We start from the raw sequence: 19092 nt of genomic DNA, 5'->3' as shown, positions 1-19092 counted from the left end.
TGGGTGAGTCAGAGCGCGTTATGAGACAACTTAGGAATATTGTAACGATATTTTTTCTGCTGGCGTTCATTTTCGCCCTGGCCCTTTACATGTCAGCGGCTATTTTTGTGGTTGCAGTTTGGGGAATAGAACACCTCAACTTTCGTGATTTGCAGCCATCTTTGGACAGGTTTCCTACACGTCTTTGGCCGACAATTTTTGTCTATATAAGTGATCTTTTCAAGAATTGGGACGCTTGGGCCCCAGCTGTAAAGATAAAACTTGCTGTCTCGTTAGGCATTCCATTTGGAATACTTGGAGTCGTCTTTTATATGCTTCGTGCACCGATTATTGAGTGGCGTCCATTCAAAAAGAAAGAATCTGTGCATGGTGATGCAAGGTGGGCAACAGAAAGGGAAATAAGAAAAATCGGACTTAGAAGCCGTAAAGGGATACTGCTTGGTAAAGATAAGAAAGGTTTCCTCATTGCAGGGGGGTTTCAGCATGCTTTACTATTTGCTCCAACTGGTTCTGGGAAGGGTGTTGGTTTTGTTATCCCAAATCTTCTCTTCTGGGAAGATTCTGTTGTTGTTCACGATATCAAACTTGAGAACTTCAGCTTAACTAGCGGTTATAGGAAAAAGATGGGGCAGAAGGTCTACTGTTGGAGTCCAGCTGACCCAGATGGTAAAAGTCACTGCTATAATCCGTTGGATTGGGTTAGTTCGAAACCTGGGCAGATGGTGGATGATGTTCAAAAAATCGCTAACCTCCTAATGCCCGAACAGGATTTCTGGGTGAATGAAGCCCGAAGTCTTTTTCTGGGAGTAGTGCTGTACATCCTTGCGGTACCGGAAAAGGTAAAGTCCTTTGGAGAGGTAGTAAGAGTGATGAGAAGCGATGATGTTACATATAGTCTCGCTGTTGCATTAGACACAATGGGTAAAAAGATTCACCCAGTTGCCTATATGAACATTGCTGCTTTTCTTCAAAAGGCGGATAAGGAAAGATCTGGTGTGATATCGACAATGAACTCCTCGCTTGAATTGTGGGCAAACCCGCTTATTGATACCACGACAGCTACTAGTGACTTTAATTTTATGAAGTTCAAAAAAGAGCTTACCACCGTATACGTCGGTCTTACGCCGGATAACTTGACGAGGTTACAGCCGCTCATGCAGGTTTTTTATCAACAAGCAACTGAGTTTTTGTGTAGGCATCTTCCACAGAAAGATGAACCGTATGGTGTTCTATTTATGATGGATGAGTTCCCTACTCTTGGTGAGATGGAACAGTTTAAAACTGGTATCGCATATTTTCGTGGGTACAACGTCCGTCTGTTTCTTATCATTCAAGATACGGAGCAGTTAAAAGGTATCTACGAAGAAGCAGGAATGAACTCTTTTCTCTCGAACTCTACCTACAGAATTACTTTTGCTGCAAACAACATAGAAACGGCAAATTTAATTTCCCAGTTGGTTGGGAATAAGACAGTTGCACAGGAATCGCTTAACAAACCGAAGTTTCTTGACTTGAATCCTGCATCGAGGTCGCTGCATATTTCTGAGACTCAGCGTGCGCTTCTGTTGCCTCAGGAGGTGATAATGTTGCCGCGTGATCAGCAGATTCTATTAATTGAATCTACCTACCCTATCAAATCAAAAAAGATACGGTACTACGAAGATACTTTTTTCACGAAAAAAATTCTCGATCCTATTTCTATCCCGACCCAAGAACCATTTGATCCAAAAAAATTTGAAGAAAAGATGCGTAAGGAAAGGGAGGCTAAGGAATTAGAGGAGAATGCTCCATTGGCTATAGATGAAGATCAAGCGCTTCTCGAGGACGAGTCTCTTTTAGATGATTCTGATTACGAAGATGGAGACTTTGAGGATCTAGATGAAGAAGAGGATTTGTCCGATTTTTTAGATGACACGGACGAAGAGAACGAAGAAAACATGGCATGAGGTTGCGTACTTTCCAAGATCTACATCTTATTGTTGTTTTTCTTTCTATATACCAAGACAGAAAGAAGTATAAGAGCAATAGGTTGGTTTAGTGATTTTTATGGTACTTGGAGTTTCCGCTACTGAAGGTCTTTTTCGGTGCTTGTAAGCTCTCACACTTCATGAGGGAGGGGTTCAATGTCAGTTTTGACTGCGTTAAAATGAGTGCTATGCTTCCGCTTTCGAAATGGACTACCTTGCCTTCATAATTTTCGTTTACGTTATTGCAGCGATCCCTTTTGGTCGGTGTATATCTGCTTGTTTTGGAGTTGATATCTGTACTAGGGGATCAGGTAACATTGGTGCGACGAACATGACCCGAGTAATGGGGTTAAGTTTTGGTTCGGTTGTCTTTGCTCTGGACTTTTTGAAGGCAGCTATTCCAGTTTTCTTAGCAACCCAGTGTTGTAGTGATATGTTTGCATCTACAGTGGGTTTTGTTGCAGTTTTTGCTCATGTTTTTTCTGTTTACATGGCATTTAAAGGTGGTAAGGGAGTTGCACCAATGATGGGTGTTTACTTTGTTTTGGTCCCGCTAGTTTTCATTGTTGCTGTATGCACGTGGGGGATCTTTTTTGTTTTGTTTAGGCAGCCCTTCATTTCCTCTTTGATTGCCTGTTTTATTGGTGCTGTGTGTTCTTGTGCTTTGCTGGAGCTCTACGTATTTTTGCCGATACTTGCCGGAACAGTGCTCATTTTTATAAAGCATACAACCAACGTTCGTGAGTTCCTCCAGGCCAGATAGGGCTTAGCCTAGCATAGTGATAGGGTCCGTGAGTCTTTATCTTGTCTAGTGGAGGGTCGGGTGCTAATGTTTTCAGAGTTATTGAACGCATTTCGTGAATGGACGTTGTTACAAGGTTTGCGCCATCTCCTACAGGTAATTTGCATATTGGTGGTCTCAGGACTGCTGTATTTAATTTTCTCTATGCTAGAAGGTATGGTGGTAAATTCCTTCTCAGAATTGAGGATACTGATTTAGCTAGGTCGAATACGGCTTATCTAGATTCAATTTTGCAGGGCCTTAAATGGCTTTCACTTTCTCATGATGTGCTTGTGTACCAATCTGTCAATGTTAATAGGCATAGAGAAGTTGCACTTGAGCTTTTGAATCGGGGTAAGGCTTATCATGATAATGGTGCGGTGCGCCTTAAAGTAAATCACGATGAGACAGTAAAGTTTTCCGATTTGATTTTAGGTGAGATTTCAGTTGATGGTGATAGCATCAATGATGTCGTGATTCTCAGGTCGGATGGGAGCCCAACCTACATGCTTGCAGTGGTTGTTGATGATCACGATATGGGCATAACTCACATAATAAGGGGTTCTGATCATATTACGAATACTTTTACCCAAAAACTAATATATGAAGGCATGGGTTGGTCTTTACCAGAGATTGCTCATATACCGCTAATACACAATACACATGGTGCTAAGCTCTCAAAGAGGGACGGCGCTGTCGACGTAATAGATTATAGAACTGCAGGTATACTTCCTGAAGCGATGTTCAATTATTTGCTTAGGCTAGGATGGAGTCATGGTGATAAAGAAATATTCTCCATACAGGAGGCTATAGATCTTTTCGATATCGCAGCAGTTGGCAAATCTCCTGCTCGCTTTGACCGTGAAAAACTTTACAGCCTTAATTCTCATTACATCAGTGGATTACCAATTGCGAGAATAGCCTCAGAGGTTCGGAGTCTTGTTAGAGAAAAAATAATAGTTTCTGATGGTGCGTTCATTGCATTTGTTGAACTGTTTAGAAAAAAGTGTTCCTCAATTGTTGAATTGAAAGATAATCTCCGGTTTTGTTGGTCTACTGATTTGCGTCTCGAGGTAGATAGGATTTTGCTGCAGGAGGTACTAAAACTACTGGAAAATACCGATTGGGGTTCCAGTTTACAGCAAATTTTGAAAGAGTATATTTCTCTTTCTGGATTTTCTGCTAAAGAGGTCTATACGAATCTGAGGATGGCTTTAATAGGGCAAGAACACTCCCCTTCCGTGGTGGAAATTATGCAAATCTTTGGTAAGGACATTGTTCTTCAAAAGTTGCACGACTCTCTCAAATGAGTTTTTCATCAATAAATATCCGTGTGTAGATTACCCTTTTTGAAGATTGCAATTTACTTATGTGCAATTGGTTGGGGTTTGTTTCTCAGGGAAAATTGCTTGGCTTGAATGATATGGATTCCATAGTTGTCTTCGATATAGAAACCGTTCCAGATACAGGTCTGTGTGAGGTACTTACCGGGTTTAAAGGTAAAGATGTTGTCGCAATGAGAAAGGCTATGGAGAATTATCATTTGGACATTACAGATGGTAAGAACCCATTCCTCAGGCAGCCCTTTCACAGGGTTATTGTAATATCTCTCCTCAAAGCAACACTTACTTGTAAAAATGATTGTGAGTTTTTTCAGCTAAAAAAAAATTGCTTCTGGAGATATTCAGTGCTACAGCGAAAAAGAATTAGTACAGTTCTTTTTTGATCATGTATGCAAGTCACTACCTAGGCTCGTTTCTTTCAATGGTAGGACTTTCGATCTTCCTGTCTTAAAATACCGCGCGATGCGTTATGGCGTTGTTGCTCGTAATTTTTATCATTCCGGTGATAAGTGGAACAGTTACAATAACAGGTATAGCGTGAATTGGCACACCGACCTGATTGATTTGCTTTCTGAGTATGGAGTTTCAGCCAGGGTCAAGATGAGTGAAGTCTGCACAGCGCTCGGATTACCCGGAAAACTTGGTATCGATGGTGCGCAGGTTACGGCTATGTATGATGCTGGAAGAATCACAGAAATTAGAAATTATTGTGAGATAGATGTTTTGAATACTTACTTGATCTACTTAACTGTACTCAGGCACCAGGGGACGGTTTCAGAGGAGAGTTACGCAAGAAACCTACATGAGTTGATGCGCTATCTCGAAAGAAATGAAAGGGATAATCCTAGTTATTTGCCTTTTTTACGATCTCTTAAGGGAAGTGAGATAGTGCGTTTTTAAATCCTAAGGCACTTGGTTACAGTTTTCTTTCTGGAAAAGCGATGTGGAAATTGTTTCTAGTGGTGGATTGTTAACGTCGGTAACATTATATGGAGCTTGAGCGCTTAATCAAAGCATTTGTATCTCCTTGGTACAAGGAGGAGATTGCGTATTTTCATAAGCATCTCAATGCCTACTCTTTTCCGTGACGAAAATCAGAACACATAGTTTTAGGCAATGAGATTTGGATATGGAGCTATCTATGTGTCTAGCACTGGTGTGCGTTTAACTCTTAAGGAACTTACTGATAGCTTTATGTGTAGCTTCAGCGTTAGTCCAACCTACGACCTCGACAAATTTATCCTTCTCAAGATCTTTGTAGTGCCGAAAGAAATGCTCGATCTGCTCAAGGAAGATACTGGGAAAATCTCCCGGTTCATTGAAGTTGGTATAGTATGGATCGATTTTCGATATCGGTACGGTGAGTAATTTTTCGTCCTCTCCTTTTTCGTCGCGCATTACAAATGCCCCTATCACCTTTACACGGATTAATGATCCTGGCATCAAAGGTGATCTGGTGACTACCAATGCGTCGAGAGGATCGCCGTCTCCTCCTAGAGTATTTGGAATGAAAGCATAATTACAGGGATAATGCATACTAACAGGAATAAAGCGGTCGACACAAACGAGTCCATCATCATTGATCTCGTATTTTACACCATTGCTTCCAGCCGGAATCTCGACAATCACATTTGCTTCTAATGGGAAATTTTCTGGTTGTCTAATACGGCTATAACACTTCATATCCTTCTCACGAATTGCTAGAATGAATGTTTAACAGAAGTACTGAGAACAAACAAGCGTTTCTGTATCCCGTTAACTTATGCACCACATACAAAAAGTAAAAGCCCGTGAGGTTTTCAACAGTAGAGGGTGGCCTACAATCGAGGTTGAGGTTACAACTAGTTGTGGTAGAGTCGGGTGCGCGATAGCACCTTCTGGTGCATCAAAAGGAGTCCTAGAGGCCTGTGAGTTGCTCGATGGCGATAAAGCGCGTCTGTCTGGGAGAGGTGTCTTGCGTGCTGTAGAAAATGTCCACACGATTATCGCTCCGGCCATTATGGGGAAGAGTGTCGCTGCTCAAGCTGAGATAGATTCTCTTTTGATTCAATTAGACGGTACAACAAATAAGTCTGTGCTTGGAGCTAATGCAATCACGGCTGTTTCTCTTGCAGTTGCGAAGGCAAATGCAAGTGTTAAGGGCATTCCTTTGTGTATTGTTTTCCATAACTTACTCACCAGCGAGGGTGACGATTTTGTATATGTTCCTCCCGTTCCGATGTTAAATATCATAAATGGTGGTGTGCATGCCGATAATATGTTGGCAATCCAAGAGTTCATGATTTGCCCGGTTGGACATCGTTCCTTTAGAGAAAGTATGGAAAAGGCAGCAGAGGTCTTTCACCGTTTGAAGGCGCTTCTAAAACAATATGGGAAAAGTACGAATGTTGGTGACGAAGGTGGTTTCGCGCCTGATCTTTCTTCTACTGAAGAGACACTTGGACTTCTCTCTGAGGCCATCGGTGATAATAAAGAGAGCGTTAAAATAGCTCTTGATGCGGCCTCTTCGACTTTTTACAAAGATGGAAAATATAGTATCGATGGAAAATTTCTGAATGTGAACGAAATGGTCGATTTCTATTCTGCGATCATAGGAAGGTACGATATTATTTCTATCGAGGACCCGCTATATGAGAGTGATTGGGAGTCCTGGCAGGTAATGACAAGAAAGCTTTCTGATAAAATCCACATAGTCGGGGATGATATTTTCGTTACTAATCCTAAGATAATAGAAAAGGGAATAAAAAGTGGTATTGCCAATGCGGTGCTCGTGAAAATTAACCAAGTCGGTACCGTTACAGAGACGATTGAGAGCATAAAACTAGCTAGAAAAGCCGGATATAAAGTAGTCATTTCACACCGTTCAGGGGAGACCGAGGATGTTTCAATAGCACATCTAGCTGTTGCTTGTGGAGGTGCTTTTCTCAAGGCTGGTTCTTTAAGTCGCTCAGAGAGAGTTGCTAAGTACAATGAGGTACTTCGTTTGGAGGAGGTATTTGTGTGATGTTTAGAGTTATTTGCGTTGTTTTTCTTCTTTCTTTCTTTTCTTTGCCATCTTACTCCATTGAAGTTAAAACTGCTGCTATGGTTGGGGATGTGATCATCTCGAATCAAGATGTGCACAACTATCAAAACCTTGTTGTAATGCTTGGAGAAAAGTCTGACCTCTCTTATTCTGCAGCCTTAGAGCAGATGATAGACTTGGAAGTGTGTTACCAGTATGCAAAAAGGGTTGGACTTCCTTTTTCTGATCAAAAATATGATGCAGCACTTAAGCATCTTCAAGCGTTAGGAATCAATCGTGGGGCGCATGTGGGGTTGCTTGAAGAATATCTGAAAAAGCAGGTCTTTCTCTCTGAAGTTGTTGACCAGATCATTAGACCTAGAGTGCGAATTGATGATAGCGATTTTGATGCAATTAAACGTGAGTTACTCAAAAAAAAGAATACTTTCAAACTGAAGAGGATTAACAGTAATGGGTCTACTGAGGAGCTTGGCTGGTTAGGACTTGATGGATTGCAGCCTAATATTAGGGACGCAGTTTCTCGGCTTGCTGTAGGCAAAGTCTCCGAAGAAGTAGATGGGAGTCGTTTCCAAGTGCTTGATAAGGAAAATGATTTTGTTCTCTCAGTTGAATATAAAGGTTTAGTTTCACCTAAGTCGGATGTTGTTGGTATGTATCAGACTCTTTATTCTGGGAAACTTTCTGAGTTGAAAGCAAAGGATCGCAAGGATTTGTTTCTTATGGAGCACGATATAGAAGTAAGAAGGGATGAGCGCATTATACTTAATCTTGCTCTGGACTCTGATCACTTACGCGGACAATTAATCAAGTTCATATACTCAAAGAAGATTACAGAAGCGTTAAAGGAGCTCTCTCTGAAATTGCGGGAAAATATACACGTTGTCAAATACACAAGTAAGTGACGATACTATTCTTGTTGGGTATATTTTCCGGTGCAAAGCGGTCGATCCAGGCTTCAGCGACTGCATAGAACCGGTGTACAACGCCCAAAATGTGGTACAAAGTGGTCCTTTGGGAATTTTTATGTGGTTCCACGCTCATGCGGAGAACCACTAAAAGCTGATTAACCGTGTACGCTTCTTCTTGGTTCGCCTACGTAAATTTGTCTAGGTCTACAAAGTTTCTGTTCACTGTCACTCAAGAATTCTGCGATTTGTGCAACCCAACCTACTGTTCTAGCAAGTGCGAAAATCGGTGTGAACATGCAGGATGGTATCCCTAGTGCGTCCAGCACTATTCCCGAATAGAAGTCGACATTAGGGTATAATTTGCGACTCAGAAAGTACTCTTCCCTTGTTGCAATCGTTTCAAGTTTGCCAGCAGTTTTTAGAATAGGTGAATCGGCTTTTAGCACATCATGAGCTTTTTGCTTCAATATGGCTGCACGAGGATCATAGTTTTTATACACCCTGTGCCCGAAACCCATAAGTCTCTCTTCTTTTCTTTTAACGCGCTCAATAAAGTTCTCTACGTTCTCACCGCTTTCAATGATACCTCTCAACATTTCTAGGACTCGCTCATTTGCGCCACCGTGCAGTGGTCCCCATAAACTAGCTGTAGCCGCAGAACATGCGACAATTGGGCTTGCTCCTGAGGATACAACCATCCGTGCAACAGAGGTAGAAGCAGTTTGACCATGGTCTGCATGCAAGATAAAGATTTTGTCCAAGATTTCCGCATCTTTGGGCTTTTTCTCACCAAACATCATGTACAGGAAATTCTCAGTGTAAGGAAGCCTGATGTCAGGTTCAATGAACTCCTGAGAATTGATGTGTCGGTATATATACGCTACAAGCCATGGCGTGTAGGCAACTAGAAGTAACTTCTTCTCATGAAAGTCCATTTCTCCATACACTGAGGCGAGCGAAGCAAGTGCAGAGATTAAAACTGCCATCGGGTGTGCACTTGTTGGGAAAGAACGGATATTTTTTAAGACGCATTCAGGAAGCTGCGGTACGTGCTTTATCTTCTCTTCAAACTCTCGCGTAGCAATGGAATCTGGAAGTTTGCCGTTAATGAGAAGGTAGCCAACCTGCAAAAAGTCAGAAGTTTGTGCCAATTCCTCTATTGGGTAGCCCCTGTGCAAAAGTATCCCGTTTTCACCATCTATGAAAGTAATGCTAGATTTGCAAGGAGCAGTTTTTGCATACCCTGGATCATAAAAGAATCCCCTTGGTTCCAAAGAGGCAGAGACACCGGAGGGTCCAGCTGTGCTTTTTAAAAATTCCTCCACATTTACTTTTACTTTTTCAGAATTCATCTTCTTTCAATATTCTCCAGTTGAGTACTATAATGGCTCTTGCTGCGTGGTTAACAAAATTCTACAGGTATTTCTCTAATTTTGTATGCAGGTACAGTACCTATATAAACCCCAGAGTTTCAATTCTCGCACAAGAACGACTTCTTGCAAAGGGAAATATGCTGCGCTGGCAAAAGCTGATATTCTATTGCTTATTCCTTTTGTATGTTGCGTATTCTTGCTTTTGGTTTATGTGCTCTGATTCTGTGTGTACCTCTCAATTCATTTGCGATATCGGATTTACACATAGCAGTTGATAGTAGTCTGAGTATTCCTTTTCGGAAAATTATTAAAGATTATGCTCAAAAAAGGTTAATGATTATTACTGCTGATTTTGAGAACTCAGACCTTTTATCTGCAGACCCAGAAAAGGGACATCATGCTGTTGTTTCTATTGTTCATTTAGGGCAAAAACCAGAGCTGAGTGGAGTGCCATTTGCATCCGATAAGTTATACGTTTGTATCGCAGAAAGCAGTCCAATAATGGCCCTAATAGGCAAATGTGATAGTCTGACCACGGTTTTAAAAATTGCACAAAGGCATTCTGCTTTTATCGTACCGGATCCTGGTAATGTGATGGGAAACATAATCAATGATGTTGTGTTAAAATTATGTCCAGGTAGATCAGTAAGAGTGAAAAATTTCGAGAATTTAGGTCGCGCGGCTATTGAAAGCGGTGCATTTGTTATCCTTCCGGGAAGTATTGCCATCCAACACGAGAGTGCTGGGCTTAGGAGGCTGTTCGAGGTACCACAAGAATTATACCCAGAGATCAGGTATAGCATCACTATTTTGGAAAATGAAGGAATTAATCAGTCTAGAGAATTCGTGAAGTTTCTTTTCTTGGGAGAGGTCAATTATAGTGAACTCGGGTTTTACAAGGGAGCATAGTACTTTGTGTAGTTTGTGATTTGGTCCTGCGTGTAATCTCTATAAGGGGGTATAATGCTTTACATAGTTCTTGGTTTAGTCTTGTTGGTAATCTTTTATGCACTGGGATCATTTTTTTTTCTTGGTGTTGATCGTGAAGAGGAGTTTTCTGGTACAGTTGAAGACGATGAGCACAAAGAATACCACAAGGAGAAGCAGCGCAGAATAAAAGATCAATATTACAGAAGCATAGACTTAGAGGAACTGAATAAGCATCTTGGTTCAGATCTAAAGATCGTCGGAATAGCAAAGCCTCAAGGTAAGTGGACCAGTATGGTAATAAAAAGGAACATGCTATACATGACGACGTTAAAAAATCTTATGGGATCTAATTTTTCCAAGATGGGTATATGGCAACTGAAAGTGAAGGCACAGTCCTTGATTTCTCACGGCATGCACAAGGGAAGAGGGAAATAACTTATCGAGCACTATTTAGTTTCCTGTTCTAGACAGCAGGAGTTCGTTCCTGCACAATAGGGCGATACTTACTACAGTGCGTATCATGTGGTTTGTTCGAGTAGTGATGCCACAAAGCATTCTACTGTTTGGCGGTTTTGTGCAAGTTTCTCTCTCTCTGCGATGATGATTGAGAGTGCCTTTTGTTTTGTTTCTGTCAGGTTATCATTCACAAGTACGTAGTCATACTTTGAGAAATGTTGAATTTCCTCAAGTGCAACTTTTAGTCTGTATTCAATAACGTCGGCTGTGTCTGTGCCTCTGTTGGTTAGACGTGTTTTTAATTGTTGCAAACTAGGCGGTAGAAGAAATATAGAAATACAACTGGTCTTCTTGCGAATTTGGTCAGCTCCCTGCCAGTCTATACAACAAAGAACATCTGTACCAAGTGCCAGAGTTTCTTCTATGTATGTGTGTGAGGTCCCATATTGATTTTGCAAAACTGTTGCATGCTCGAGCATCTCTCCTTTTTGTAGCAATCGATTAAATTCATCCTTACTTACGAAATAATAATCTATACCATCCTTTTCTTTTCCGCGTGGTTGTCTGGTGGTAAATGAAACGGACCGCTTAATAGATGGGTCCTGACCGACTAAGAAATCCGCTACCGTCGTCTTTCCTCCACCAGAAGGGGAGGAGATTATAAACAGAATTCCCTTCCGCATGCGCAATCTTCCTTTGAGTTAACGTTTACTTACGGAAGGTGCTTCCTTCTAGATCAGCTTCCGTAAGGTCTGCATCGTGTAGTTTATTTTCACTAAAAATGTTTCCCCTTAATGTTGCTCCTTTGAAATTTACCTTTCCTAAATCAATTTTACTGAAGTCGATATTTGAGTAGTTTACATCTGTGAAATCATGCGTTCCACTTGCAATGAGCTTTTCAAAATTCGATAATCCGACAATTGCTCCCATTTGGGCGAGTTTGGAAGAAACGCCTTCTATAAATTTTTCTGTGAAAAGCGTCTTTATAAATGAAATATTTCCTATATTTGTTCCAGCAAAATCGTTTTCAGCGAAGCTTGACTTAGCGATTGTCAAATTGTCCACCGAGCTGTCTATAAAGGTATTAGCCAAGAAATTGCTTTTAGATATCGTTCCATCTCCGACCTGCGTTTTGTTTATATGAGAATGCAGCAGCCGCAGCAGTTGTAGTTTGAGATTCCTTAAAGAACTCTTCACGATCTGCGAGTCCTCTATTGTTATATCTGAAAAATCCCCTTGGAGAAGTGAAGAATCTATTTGCGTATGCTTGATTGCAATGCTCTTGCCATTGACGTCCAAAAGTACGGTATCAAGAAACTCCGAGTTAGAGATAGTAAGATTTGCAATACTACAATCTTTTAGCGAGGTATCTGCAATTTCGCTGTCATACAATTTTACGTTGCCTATAGACGAATGGGTTATTGCTGATGAATCGATCGTAATGTTTTGTGAGCTAAAGTTACACAAGCAGCATTCTGAAAAAGTTGCGCTTCCTATGTGTAATCCCTCCAGAGATGCTGAGGAGAAGTCGGTTTTGATAAATGAGGTACCTTCAACTGATGTATAGCTAAGATCGGTGTTTAGCGTACTTACTTTCTCTAAATGACAGTTGTACAATCTACTTTGATGAAGGTCGGAGTTAGTTATCTCTGAGGAAAACACCTGAGTATCACGCATGCGAGAACCTGATAATTCTATTCCGTGTAAGGTGCTGTTTGTAAGTGTGCTTCCAGATATCTTTGCATTTATGAGTTTTGAGGCTGTTAGTTGAGAATCGGTAATTTTTGAATCTTCCATTCTCATATTGGAGAGATCAGTTCCAGAAATTTCACTTGCAGCAAGGACGGTCCTTTCAAATTTGGCCTCCAAAATATCGGAGTTTCTGATTAGGATTCTGTTTAGTTCGCTATCATTGAGTATAAGCGATGGAGCATGTGTCTTCAGAATTCTGACATTTTTTAGCTCAGATTTTTCTATTTGTGTGTTGTTTAAATCCGATTCGATAATAGACACGCCATCCAACTGGCTGCTTATGATATCTCCTTTGTAGATAATTGTATTGTAAAAGGTAGAGTTATTTACGATGCTATTTTTGATTGTAAGACTGGTGAAAATCGCACGATCGAAAGAAGAGTTCTCTATTATCATTCCATCGAACGTTACTTTACCAAGATCCAGTCCGGAGAAATCAACATTTGTCAGTCTGTCACCAAAGCGTTCCTTAAAATCCAACACGACGTTGTGATCTTTATTCCGTAGTTTTAGAAATTCAATGATTTCTTTCTTGGTTGGCGAGGCAGCGTAACAATCAGAAGAAGCAAAAAAAACAATAACGACTAAAAAAAGTGGGATTAAATTTTTCATAGGCAACCGATTCAGGCTAGATACAATAACTCTAATTGTTAGACCCAACACATTTTACCGTGCGTCCAGTTATACAGGACGAAGCTAGCATTATTACAACTGTAATACATAACGCAGGCAACATGTTGTAGTGAATGTCAGAGGTGTTAAAGATTGTCAAAAGTATTGTTGCCGTTGTTCCAGAAGTCAAGCCAAGCAGAGCTGGTATTTTATTTCTAGTTTTTGCGTACAGACTGAATAATATCACTGGTCCTATTGAAGCACCCAGCCCCGTCAAAGAAAAGATTGCTAGTTTTCCAACAGATTGGTTGAAAATTAATGAGATTGAAAGCGCTAATGCACCTACAAATATTGTCATAAGTTTTGTAGCGAGAATGAGATGTGTATCATTTCTGTTCGATGTAATGTGTCTATAGATATCGTTAGATATGCAGCTTGCACTTGATATCAGTTGAGCATCTATCGTACTCATTACAGCGGCCAGGATCGCGATTATTATCATGCTACCGTAAAGTGGACAGGAAAACATTTCGCTTAGGTTCAAAAGTAGCATTTCTGTATCTTTCATAGATGGAAGTAATTTTCTTCCGTACACTGCAGATATTGCAATGCCAAGATAGATTATGATGTTTATGATAATGCTTGTATTCCGAGCTGTGCTCAATTTGTCAGGAGATTTTATAGCTAAGAATTTCCCAATTGTGTGTGGTGTCCCAAACATTACCGAGGCGAAGCTAAAGTAAAATATTGCTTGTGTAATGTCGAAATGCGCAATACCACTTGATCCACTCTGTTTTAAGAAAGTGCTTAGTGGCTCTAAGCCGAACTTTGTCAGCAGTGAGAGCGGTAGTATGCAAGTCGCTAAAACCATTATTGCTCCCTGAAGAACATTCACGTGGGAAGCAGATCTAAAGCCGCCTATAGTGGTATACAACAAAGTGACAATCAGCACTGCTAATGCCACCATATTAGATTCAAGGCTTATCACTTTAGAAAGAACTTTTGTAAGACCAAGCATATTTGCACCAATGTATGTCGTGGTAAAAAGAGCAATGACCAGTGATGCAAAAATTCCAACTGCTTTGCTATCAAATTTGTTTGCGAGATATTGCGGAATGGTAAGTGCATCCTTGCTCTCTTCACTCTGTACTCTTAAACGTCCAGCTAAGAGTCGCCAGGAGAGTATGCTAAACACAAAGAATCCTAGATCAACCCAGAGCCGCGAGAAGCCGGTTGTGTAAATCATGCTTGCTGCCACAGTAAAGGTTCCTACGCTGATTTCGGAAGAAACATGGCTTATTCCGGTTATTATCTCGTGCACCGACCTATTTGCAAGAATGTATTCTTTAAATGATGCACTAACTCTCTTACGAACGAACCCAAAGAGAAAAATACAGAGAAAGTATAGTCCTACCGCGAGTAGGTGAGTGTAAAACATCTATAATGCAATTCCAGCGAGCAAGCTTCAGGTAATAATTTAAACGAAGCTAAATATATTAATCACACGGGGCGAAGAAAAGGAAAATACTTCTCATGAAAATCTATCTCACCGTTAGGAAATTAAGAGCAAGGCTAGCTCGTTCCTCACGAGAACAACTGGGAAAGTTCAAGATGCATGCCTGAACTGATCGCTCTTACAAAAGTCTAGAACCTCCTTAACGTGTCCCGATACCTGTACTTTTCTCCATAATTTTCTAACCTTTCCATTCAGATCCACGACAAAGGTACTGCGTTCTACTCCATAGTACTTTTTCCCAAACATGGATTTCTCTACCCAAGCTCCGTACTTTTGTATGGTTTCTGTTGATTCGTCAGATAATAAGTGAAAAGGTAGGGCGTACCTTGTGGAGAAATTCTTGTGTGCCCTGAGATTGTCCTTTGATATACCAATAACAACAACATTGAGCTCTTTAAACTCCGCGATGTGTTCCTTGAAATCCTTTGCTTCCTGAGTGCAGCCTGGAGTATCATCTTTCGGATAAAAATAAACTACAAGACCAGCCTTCCCTAAAAAGTCCTGCAGACTTACCATTCCACCCATACTTGAAGGGAGACAAAAAGAGGGAGCTAGATCATCCACTTCCAAAGTGTTCATAAGGGACTTCTACCATGTCTAACTGATAACTTGTATCACTGGTGGTAGTAGAACGAAAGACCCAAAGTAGATCCATTATTAGTTATTTCTCTGCTAGAAGGAGATTTTGTTCCTTAAAGAGAATAATTGCAGGTGCTTCTACTATTGATAATTGCCAGATGAATATAAAAATTGAACAAATTATCCGCCTACAGACTGCTGTTTTAGAATTGTAACAAAAAGATCACTGGGCGAAAAACTCTTCCTGGTAGCTAGTAAAGTCAGAAAAAGGTACCTGAGCCATTTTTAGGCTTATAATTTTTCACAGAGCGAAAAATAATATTTTTACCTATTGTAAGTGGCTGTGTGGATTTCTTACGGCCTAATGTTTCACTATAACGTTCTTTCTGATACAATTCCTACGGCTTTTACACTATTTCAATCACATTGAGTAACACGGATTATACAGCAGATTCGATAAAGGTATTAAAGGGTCTTGAAGCCGTTCGGAAAAGACCCGGGATGTATATCGGGGACACTGATGATGGATCCGGGTTGCATCAAATGGTGTATGAAGTTGTTGATAATTCCGTAGATGAATCCCTTGCGGGTTATTGCACTGCGATAGAGGTTGTCATTGATGTTGATGGGTCGATCTTAGTTAAGGACAACGGGCGCGGTATGCCTACGGATATGCATGGAGAAGGGGTGTCTGCAGCCGAGGTGATTATGACGCAACTACATGCTGGTGGGAAATTTGATCAGAGCAGTTATAAAGTATCTGGTGGTCTTCATGGTGTCGGTGTATCGGTAGTAAATGCCCTTTCTGATTGGCTGAAGCTGACAATCTACAGAGATGGTAAAATTCACTTCGCGGAATTTAGAAACGGTGAAACAGTACGCTCTTTGTCTGTTACTGGGGAGTGTGGTGATAAAACTGGGACATTAGTTCATTTTCTTCCGTCTAGGAGTACATTTAAAAACACGACAGAGGTTAGCTTTAGCACTCTTGAGAATAGATTTAGAGAGCTGTCGTTTCTGAACCCTGGACTAGAGGTTTCCCTGCTTGATATGAGGAAGGGTGGTAGTACAGGAAAGGTAATTTTTTTCTCTTCGGGTGGTACTGAAGAGTTTGTTGCTTATTTGGACCGAAGCAAGCAGCCTATTCACCCGAGTCCAATCAGGATCTTGGGTGGAGTTGATTCCATTGTGATGGACATATCAATTCAGTGGAATGATTCTTATTACGAGAATGTACTTTGCTTCACAAACAATATAAAGCAAAAAGACGGTGGCACACACCTTGCTGCGCTTAGGAGTGCGATGACAAGGGTTATGCATAACTACATTGTCAAGGAGAACCTGATTAAGAAGGAAAAAGTTGTTGTGTCCGGTGAGGATGTAAGGGAGGGTCTGACCGCAATTCTCTCTGTTAAGCTTCCGGATCCAAAATTTTCCTCTCAAACTAAGGAGAAACTCATCAGTTCTGAGGTCAAGCCTGTAATAGAAAAAGTAGTCAGTGATGCATTGGCAAGTTGGCTCGAGGAGAATCCTAGTGCTGCAAGAGTGATTGCAAAGAAGGTAGTCGAGTCTGCTCTAGCAAGAGAGGCAGCAAAAAAAGCACGGGATCTGACGCGTAGAAAGGGCGGACTGGAAATAACAACCCTTCCAGGGAAGCTTGCCGATTGTCAAGAAAAATCTCCTGAGCTCTCAGAATTATTGATTGTTGAGGGTGATTCAGCAGGAGGCTCGGCAAAACAAGGTAGGGATAGAAAAACTCAAGCTGTTTTGCCATTAAGAGGAAAAATTCTTAATGTTGAGAAAACGCGATTTCATAAGGTTATAGGTTCAGCGGAGATAGGAAATTTGATAGCTGCTTTGGGCACTAGCATAGGAGAAGAGGAATTTAATATTGATAAAATCAGGTACCACAAAGTCATCATCATGACAGATGCTGATGTTGATGGTCTGCATATTAGGACGCTTTTGCTGACGTTTTTTTTTCGTTATGCACGCCCGATCGTTGAGCGCGGGTATTTATATATTGCTCAAACGCCGTTGTATAAGGTGATGAGGAAGGGCACAGATGTTTATCTCCGTGATGATGCAGCTCTTGAGGAATACCTGCTGGAGCGCATTATAAAAGGCAAAGAGTTAATAGGTGCCAATGGTGAGGTATATACCGGTCAAGCATTGAAGCGCATCGTACAGCAATGTTTGGTTCTCTCGAAAATTCTTGAAAAGTTTGACTATAGGATACCATTGGAGATTTTGGAAGTGGTTTTTCTGTGCGGCGAAACGGCCGATCCTCAGCTTCTTGCTGAAAGGGTAGCTCTTACCTCTTTTGGTACTTGGACTGTTGTTCGTGAAGATAGTAGCTTGTTTTTTGAGCGCACTTTCCAAGGGTTGAGAAATCGGTATGAGTACTCTCCACTTTTTGTGTCTGAGGATATCGAGAAAATGGCTAAAATCCGTGAGGCTATTAGTGATATTTTTTACCCCGGTTTTGCAAGATTCAACAATAAAGAGTACTACTCTGTTCTTGCTTTTGTTAGGGATGCAGATTCAGCAGCCAGAGCTGGCATGGTCTTACAAAGGTTTAAAGGTCTAGGTGAAATGAATCCGGAACAGTTGTGGTCCACCACCCTTGATCCCTCTAACAGAACAATTTTTAAGGTGACTATAGAAGAGGCAGCCGTAGCCGATCAGATGTGCTCCATGTTAATGGGTGACGCCGTTGGTCCGCGTAGGGACTTTATTGTCAATAATGCGCTCAATGCAAGCAATATAGATGTGTGATCCCTTTCTTGTTATCTTTGGGTTGCAATGTTGACCCTCAGAGCGCCGGCGAAGATTAATCTTTTTTTGCTTATCACAGGAAGGAATGAGTCCGGGTTTCATCTGCTCGATAGTGTTTTCTGTTTCACGGATGATCTGTACGATGAGATAACAATTGTTCCTACGTCTGCCACTGAGAACTCAGTCAAATTCATTGGTGCATCCCAAGTAATAGGTGCGGATAACTCGGTGACTCGCGTTCTTAGCTTTGTTAATGATTATGCAAAGCGTTATTTCAACGTTACTGTAGTGAAGAATCTTCCTGTCGCTGCTGGTATAGGTGGTGGTTCAGCAGATGCAGCCGCGTTACTGAGATATTTTGGGAGGCTATGCAATATCTCGGAAGCGCTGCTTAATCAAGTAGCTTTATCTGTTGGTTTTGATACTTTGGCTTGTCTTTATAGTCGTCCGTGCCACGTAACAGGAATGGGTGAAAAAATCGTTCCATTACCCGAGTTGAAGCTTGCATATCCAATACTACTAGTTTGTCCAAACTTTCCTGTTAGTTCTGCCGAAGTATATAAAAATTTCCGTGAAAGAGGAAGAATTTTTTCAGCTGAGTCTAATCTTGCAGAGGTTCATCGGACGTTTGAGGATATGCTTTCTCTTCCGAATGACTTAACTGATGCTGCTATCGAAATTGCAGCAGTGATAAGTGATGTACTTAAAAGTATTAAAAATTGTAGAGGAAATAAGGTTGCCAAACTATGTGGGAGTGGTCCCACATGTATAGGTGTTTTCGACACTGTAGAAAATCTAAAAGCTGCCCACTCAGAATTAATGTGTCACCATAAGTGGTGGGTTAGGATTGCACATGTTTCACTGTAATTGCGAATGTTTACTTATGTTTGCATATCAGTAGTTTTTCGGTATTTCTGAAGATATTTTACGTTTAGTTGGTACTAGTCTTGGACTCTTGATAGAGAGATCGTCATGTGCTGTCTATTTAGCGCTGGAGAATTATCTTTTCACCCTGTACATAGAATGACACTTCGGTGTAAGGTTTAGTTAGTCCTGAGTTTAGTTTTAAGGT

Annotated in this window: 17 protein-coding genes; 11 read left to right on the top strand and 6 right to left on the bottom strand. The window is 41.0% G+C overall.

The annotated features are described in order from the left end of the window. Positions 1-20 precede the first annotated feature (20 nt). The 5 genes from NRI_RS03090 (at position 21) to NRI_RS03075 (ending at position 4991) form a co-directional block, all read left to right on the top strand. Positions 21-1946, top strand: a complete 1926-nt coding sequence (locus NRI_RS03090) for a type IV secretory system conjugative DNA transfer family protein (RefSeq protein ID WP_015816577.1) — start codon at positions 21-23, stop codon at positions 1944-1946. A 226-nt stretch (positions 1947-2172) separates the two neighbouring features. Continuing rightward, positions 2173-2730 (top strand): glycerol-3-phosphate acyltransferase, encoded by a 558-nt coding sequence (locus tag NRI_RS03085; RefSeq protein ID WP_015816576.1) that lies wholly within the window; start codon positions 2173-2175, stop codon positions 2728-2730. Between the two features lie 98 nt (positions 2731-2828). Further along, complete coding sequence (locus NRI_RS03080; protein ID WP_015816575.1) at positions 2829-4058, top strand: glutamate--tRNA ligase; 1230 nt, start codon at positions 2829-2831, stop codon at positions 4056-4058. Positions 4059-4117: 59 nt separating this feature from the next. Further along, positions 4118-4474, top strand: coding sequence for a 3'-5' exonuclease family protein (locus NRI_RS04245; protein ID WP_015816776.1), 357 nt, complete (start codon positions 4118-4120; stop codon positions 4472-4474). Continuing rightward, positions 4416-4991: a 3'-5' exonuclease gene (locus tag NRI_RS03075; RefSeq protein ID WP_322785198.1), complete on the top strand. Its 576-nt coding sequence runs from the start codon at positions 4416-4418 to the stop codon at positions 4989-4991. The genes NRI_RS04245 and NRI_RS03075 overlap by 59 nt, the downstream gene beginning before the upstream one ends. A 264-nt stretch (positions 4992-5255) precedes the next feature. Here NRI_RS03075 and ppa read toward each other — a convergent pair whose 3' ends face one another. After that, positions 5256-5774 (bottom strand): inorganic diphosphatase, encoded by a 519-nt coding sequence (gene ppa / locus NRI_RS03070; RefSeq protein WP_015816573.1) that lies wholly within the window; start codon positions 5772-5774, stop codon positions 5256-5258. Positions 5775-5853: 79 nt separating this feature from the next. Between ppa and eno the strand changes: the two genes are divergently transcribed. Together eno and NRI_RS03060 are read left to right on the top strand one after the other, a co-directional pair. Next, positions 5854-7095, top strand: a complete 1242-nt coding sequence (gene eno / locus NRI_RS03065) for a phosphopyruvate hydratase (protein ID WP_015816572.1) — start codon at positions 5854-5856, stop codon at positions 7093-7095. Continuing rightward, entirely contained in the window at positions 7095-8018 is a 924-nt protein-coding gene (locus NRI_RS03060) for a SurA N-terminal domain-containing protein (protein ID WP_015816571.1), read from the top strand. Before eno ends, NRI_RS03060 begins: the two co-directional genes overlap by 1 nt. Positions 8019-8179: 161 nt before the next feature. Here NRI_RS03060 and NRI_RS03055 read toward each other — a convergent pair whose 3' ends face one another. Then, complete coding sequence (locus NRI_RS03055) at positions 8180-9376, bottom strand: citrate/2-methylcitrate synthase (RefSeq protein WP_015816570.1); 1197 nt, start codon at positions 9374-9376, stop codon at positions 8180-8182. Between the two features lie 204 nt (positions 9377-9580). On the opposite strand from NRI_RS03055, the gene NRI_RS03050 reads away from it, so the two are divergent. Next, positions 9581-10306 carry a type 2 periplasmic-binding domain-containing protein gene (locus NRI_RS03050; protein ID WP_015816534.1) on the top strand — a complete coding sequence of 242 codons (726 nt, stop codon included), beginning with the start codon at positions 9581-9583 and terminating at the stop codon, positions 10304-10306. A 54-nt stretch (positions 10307-10360) separates the two neighbouring features. After that, the gene (locus NRI_RS04080; protein ID WP_015816568.1) at positions 10361-10762 is read left to right on the top strand and encodes a hypothetical protein; all 402 of its coding nucleotides are present in this window, start codon (positions 10361-10363) and stop codon (positions 10760-10762) included. Between the two features lie 83 nt (positions 10763-10845). Here NRI_RS04080 and gmk read toward each other — a convergent pair whose 3' ends face one another. From gmk to bcp, 4 genes are all read right to left on the bottom strand, one after another. Continuing rightward, positions 10846-11466 (bottom strand): guanylate kinase, encoded by a 621-nt coding sequence (gene gmk, locus NRI_RS03040; RefSeq protein WP_015816567.1) that lies wholly within the window; start codon positions 11464-11466, stop codon positions 10846-10848. 25 nt (positions 11467-11491) lie between these two features. Next, positions 11492-13147 carry a pentapeptide repeat-containing protein gene (locus NRI_RS03035; protein ID WP_015816566.1) on the bottom strand — a complete coding sequence of 552 codons (1656 nt, stop codon included), beginning with the start codon at positions 13145-13147 and terminating at the stop codon, positions 11492-11494. Positions 13148-13178: 31 nt separating this feature from the next. After that, the gene (locus NRI_RS03030) at positions 13179-14585 is read right to left on the bottom strand and encodes a sodium:solute symporter family transporter (RefSeq protein ID WP_015816565.1); all 1407 of its coding nucleotides are present in this window, start codon (positions 14583-14585) and stop codon (positions 13179-13181) included. Between the two features lie 168 nt (positions 14586-14753). Then, positions 14754-15242 (bottom strand): thioredoxin-dependent thiol peroxidase, encoded by a 489-nt coding sequence (bcp, locus tag NRI_RS03025; RefSeq protein ID WP_015816564.1) that lies wholly within the window; start codon positions 15240-15242, stop codon positions 14754-14756. A 426-nt stretch (positions 15243-15668) separates the two neighbouring features. Between bcp and gyrB the strand changes: the two genes are divergently transcribed. After that, positions 15669-18020: a DNA topoisomerase (ATP-hydrolyzing) subunit B gene (gyrB, locus tag NRI_RS03020; protein WP_041351511.1), complete on the top strand. Its 2352-nt coding sequence runs from the start codon at positions 15669-15671 to the stop codon at positions 18018-18020. Positions 18021-18047: 27 nt separating this feature from the next. Beyond that, positions 18048-18887: a 4-(cytidine 5'-diphospho)-2-C-methyl-D-erythritol kinase gene (locus NRI_RS03015; RefSeq protein ID WP_015816562.1), complete on the top strand. Its 840-nt coding sequence runs from the start codon at positions 18048-18050 to the stop codon at positions 18885-18887. Positions 18888-19092 lie beyond the last annotated feature (205 nt).

The sequence above is a fragment of the Neorickettsia risticii str. Illinois genome (genome assembly GCF_000022525.1).
In the GTDB taxonomy this organism is placed as follows: Bacteria; Pseudomonadota; Alphaproteobacteria; order Rickettsiales; family Anaplasmataceae; genus Neorickettsia; species Neorickettsia risticii.
The sequence above is the reverse complement of the archived record's forward strand: the minus strand, read 5'-3'. Positions and strand labels throughout refer to the sequence as shown.

Excerpts from the sequence above, each read along its gene's own strand:
- NRI_RS03015 (WP_015816562.1), top strand. The coding sequence starts at position 18,048 with ATGTTGACCCTCAGAGCGCCGGCGAAGATTAATCTTTTTTTGCTTATC.
- gmk (WP_015816567.1), bottom strand. The coding sequence starts at position 11,466 with ATGCGGAAGGGAATTCTGTTTATAATCTCCTCCCCTTCTGGTGGAGGA.
- NRI_RS04245 (WP_015816776.1), top strand. The coding sequence starts at position 4,118 with ATGTGCAATTGGTTGGGGTTTGTTTCTCAGGGAAAATTGCTTGGCTTG.
- NRI_RS03090 (WP_015816577.1), top strand. The coding sequence starts at position 21 with ATGAGACAACTTAGGAATATTGTAACGATATTTTTTCTGCTGGCGTTC.
- bcp (WP_015816564.1), bottom strand. The coding sequence starts at position 15,242 with ATGAACACTTTGGAAGTGGATGATCTAGCTCCCTCTTTTTGTCTCCCT.
- NRI_RS03055 (WP_015816570.1), bottom strand. The coding sequence starts at position 9,376 with ATGAATTCTGAAAAAGTAAAAGTAAATGTGGAGGAATTTTTAAAAAGC.
- ppa (WP_015816573.1), bottom strand. The coding sequence starts at position 5,774 with ATGAAGTGTTATAGCCGTATTAGACAACCAGAAAATTTCCCATTAGAA.
- eno (WP_015816572.1), top strand. The coding sequence starts at position 5,854 with ATGCACCACATACAAAAAGTAAAAGCCCGTGAGGTTTTCAACAGTAGA.
- NRI_RS03030 (WP_015816565.1), bottom strand. The coding sequence starts at position 14,585 with ATGTTTTACACTCACCTACTCGCGGTAGGACTATACTTTCTCTGTATT.
- NRI_RS03060 (WP_015816571.1), top strand. The coding sequence starts at position 7,095 with ATGTTTAGAGTTATTTGCGTTGTTTTTCTTCTTTCTTTCTTTTCTTTG.
- NRI_RS03035 (WP_015816566.1), bottom strand. The coding sequence starts at position 13,147 with ATGAAAAATTTAATCCCACTTTTTTTAGTCGTTATTGTTTTTTTTGCT.
- NRI_RS03085 (WP_015816576.1), top strand. The coding sequence starts at position 2,173 with ATGGACTACCTTGCCTTCATAATTTTCGTTTACGTTATTGCAGCGATC.
- NRI_RS03080 (WP_015816575.1), top strand. The coding sequence starts at position 2,829 with ATGGACGTTGTTACAAGGTTTGCGCCATCTCCTACAGGTAATTTGCAT.
- NRI_RS04080 (WP_015816568.1), top strand. The coding sequence starts at position 10,361 with ATGCTTTACATAGTTCTTGGTTTAGTCTTGTTGGTAATCTTTTATGCA.
- NRI_RS03050 (WP_015816534.1), top strand. The coding sequence starts at position 9,581 with ATGTTGCGTATTCTTGCTTTTGGTTTATGTGCTCTGATTCTGTGTGTA.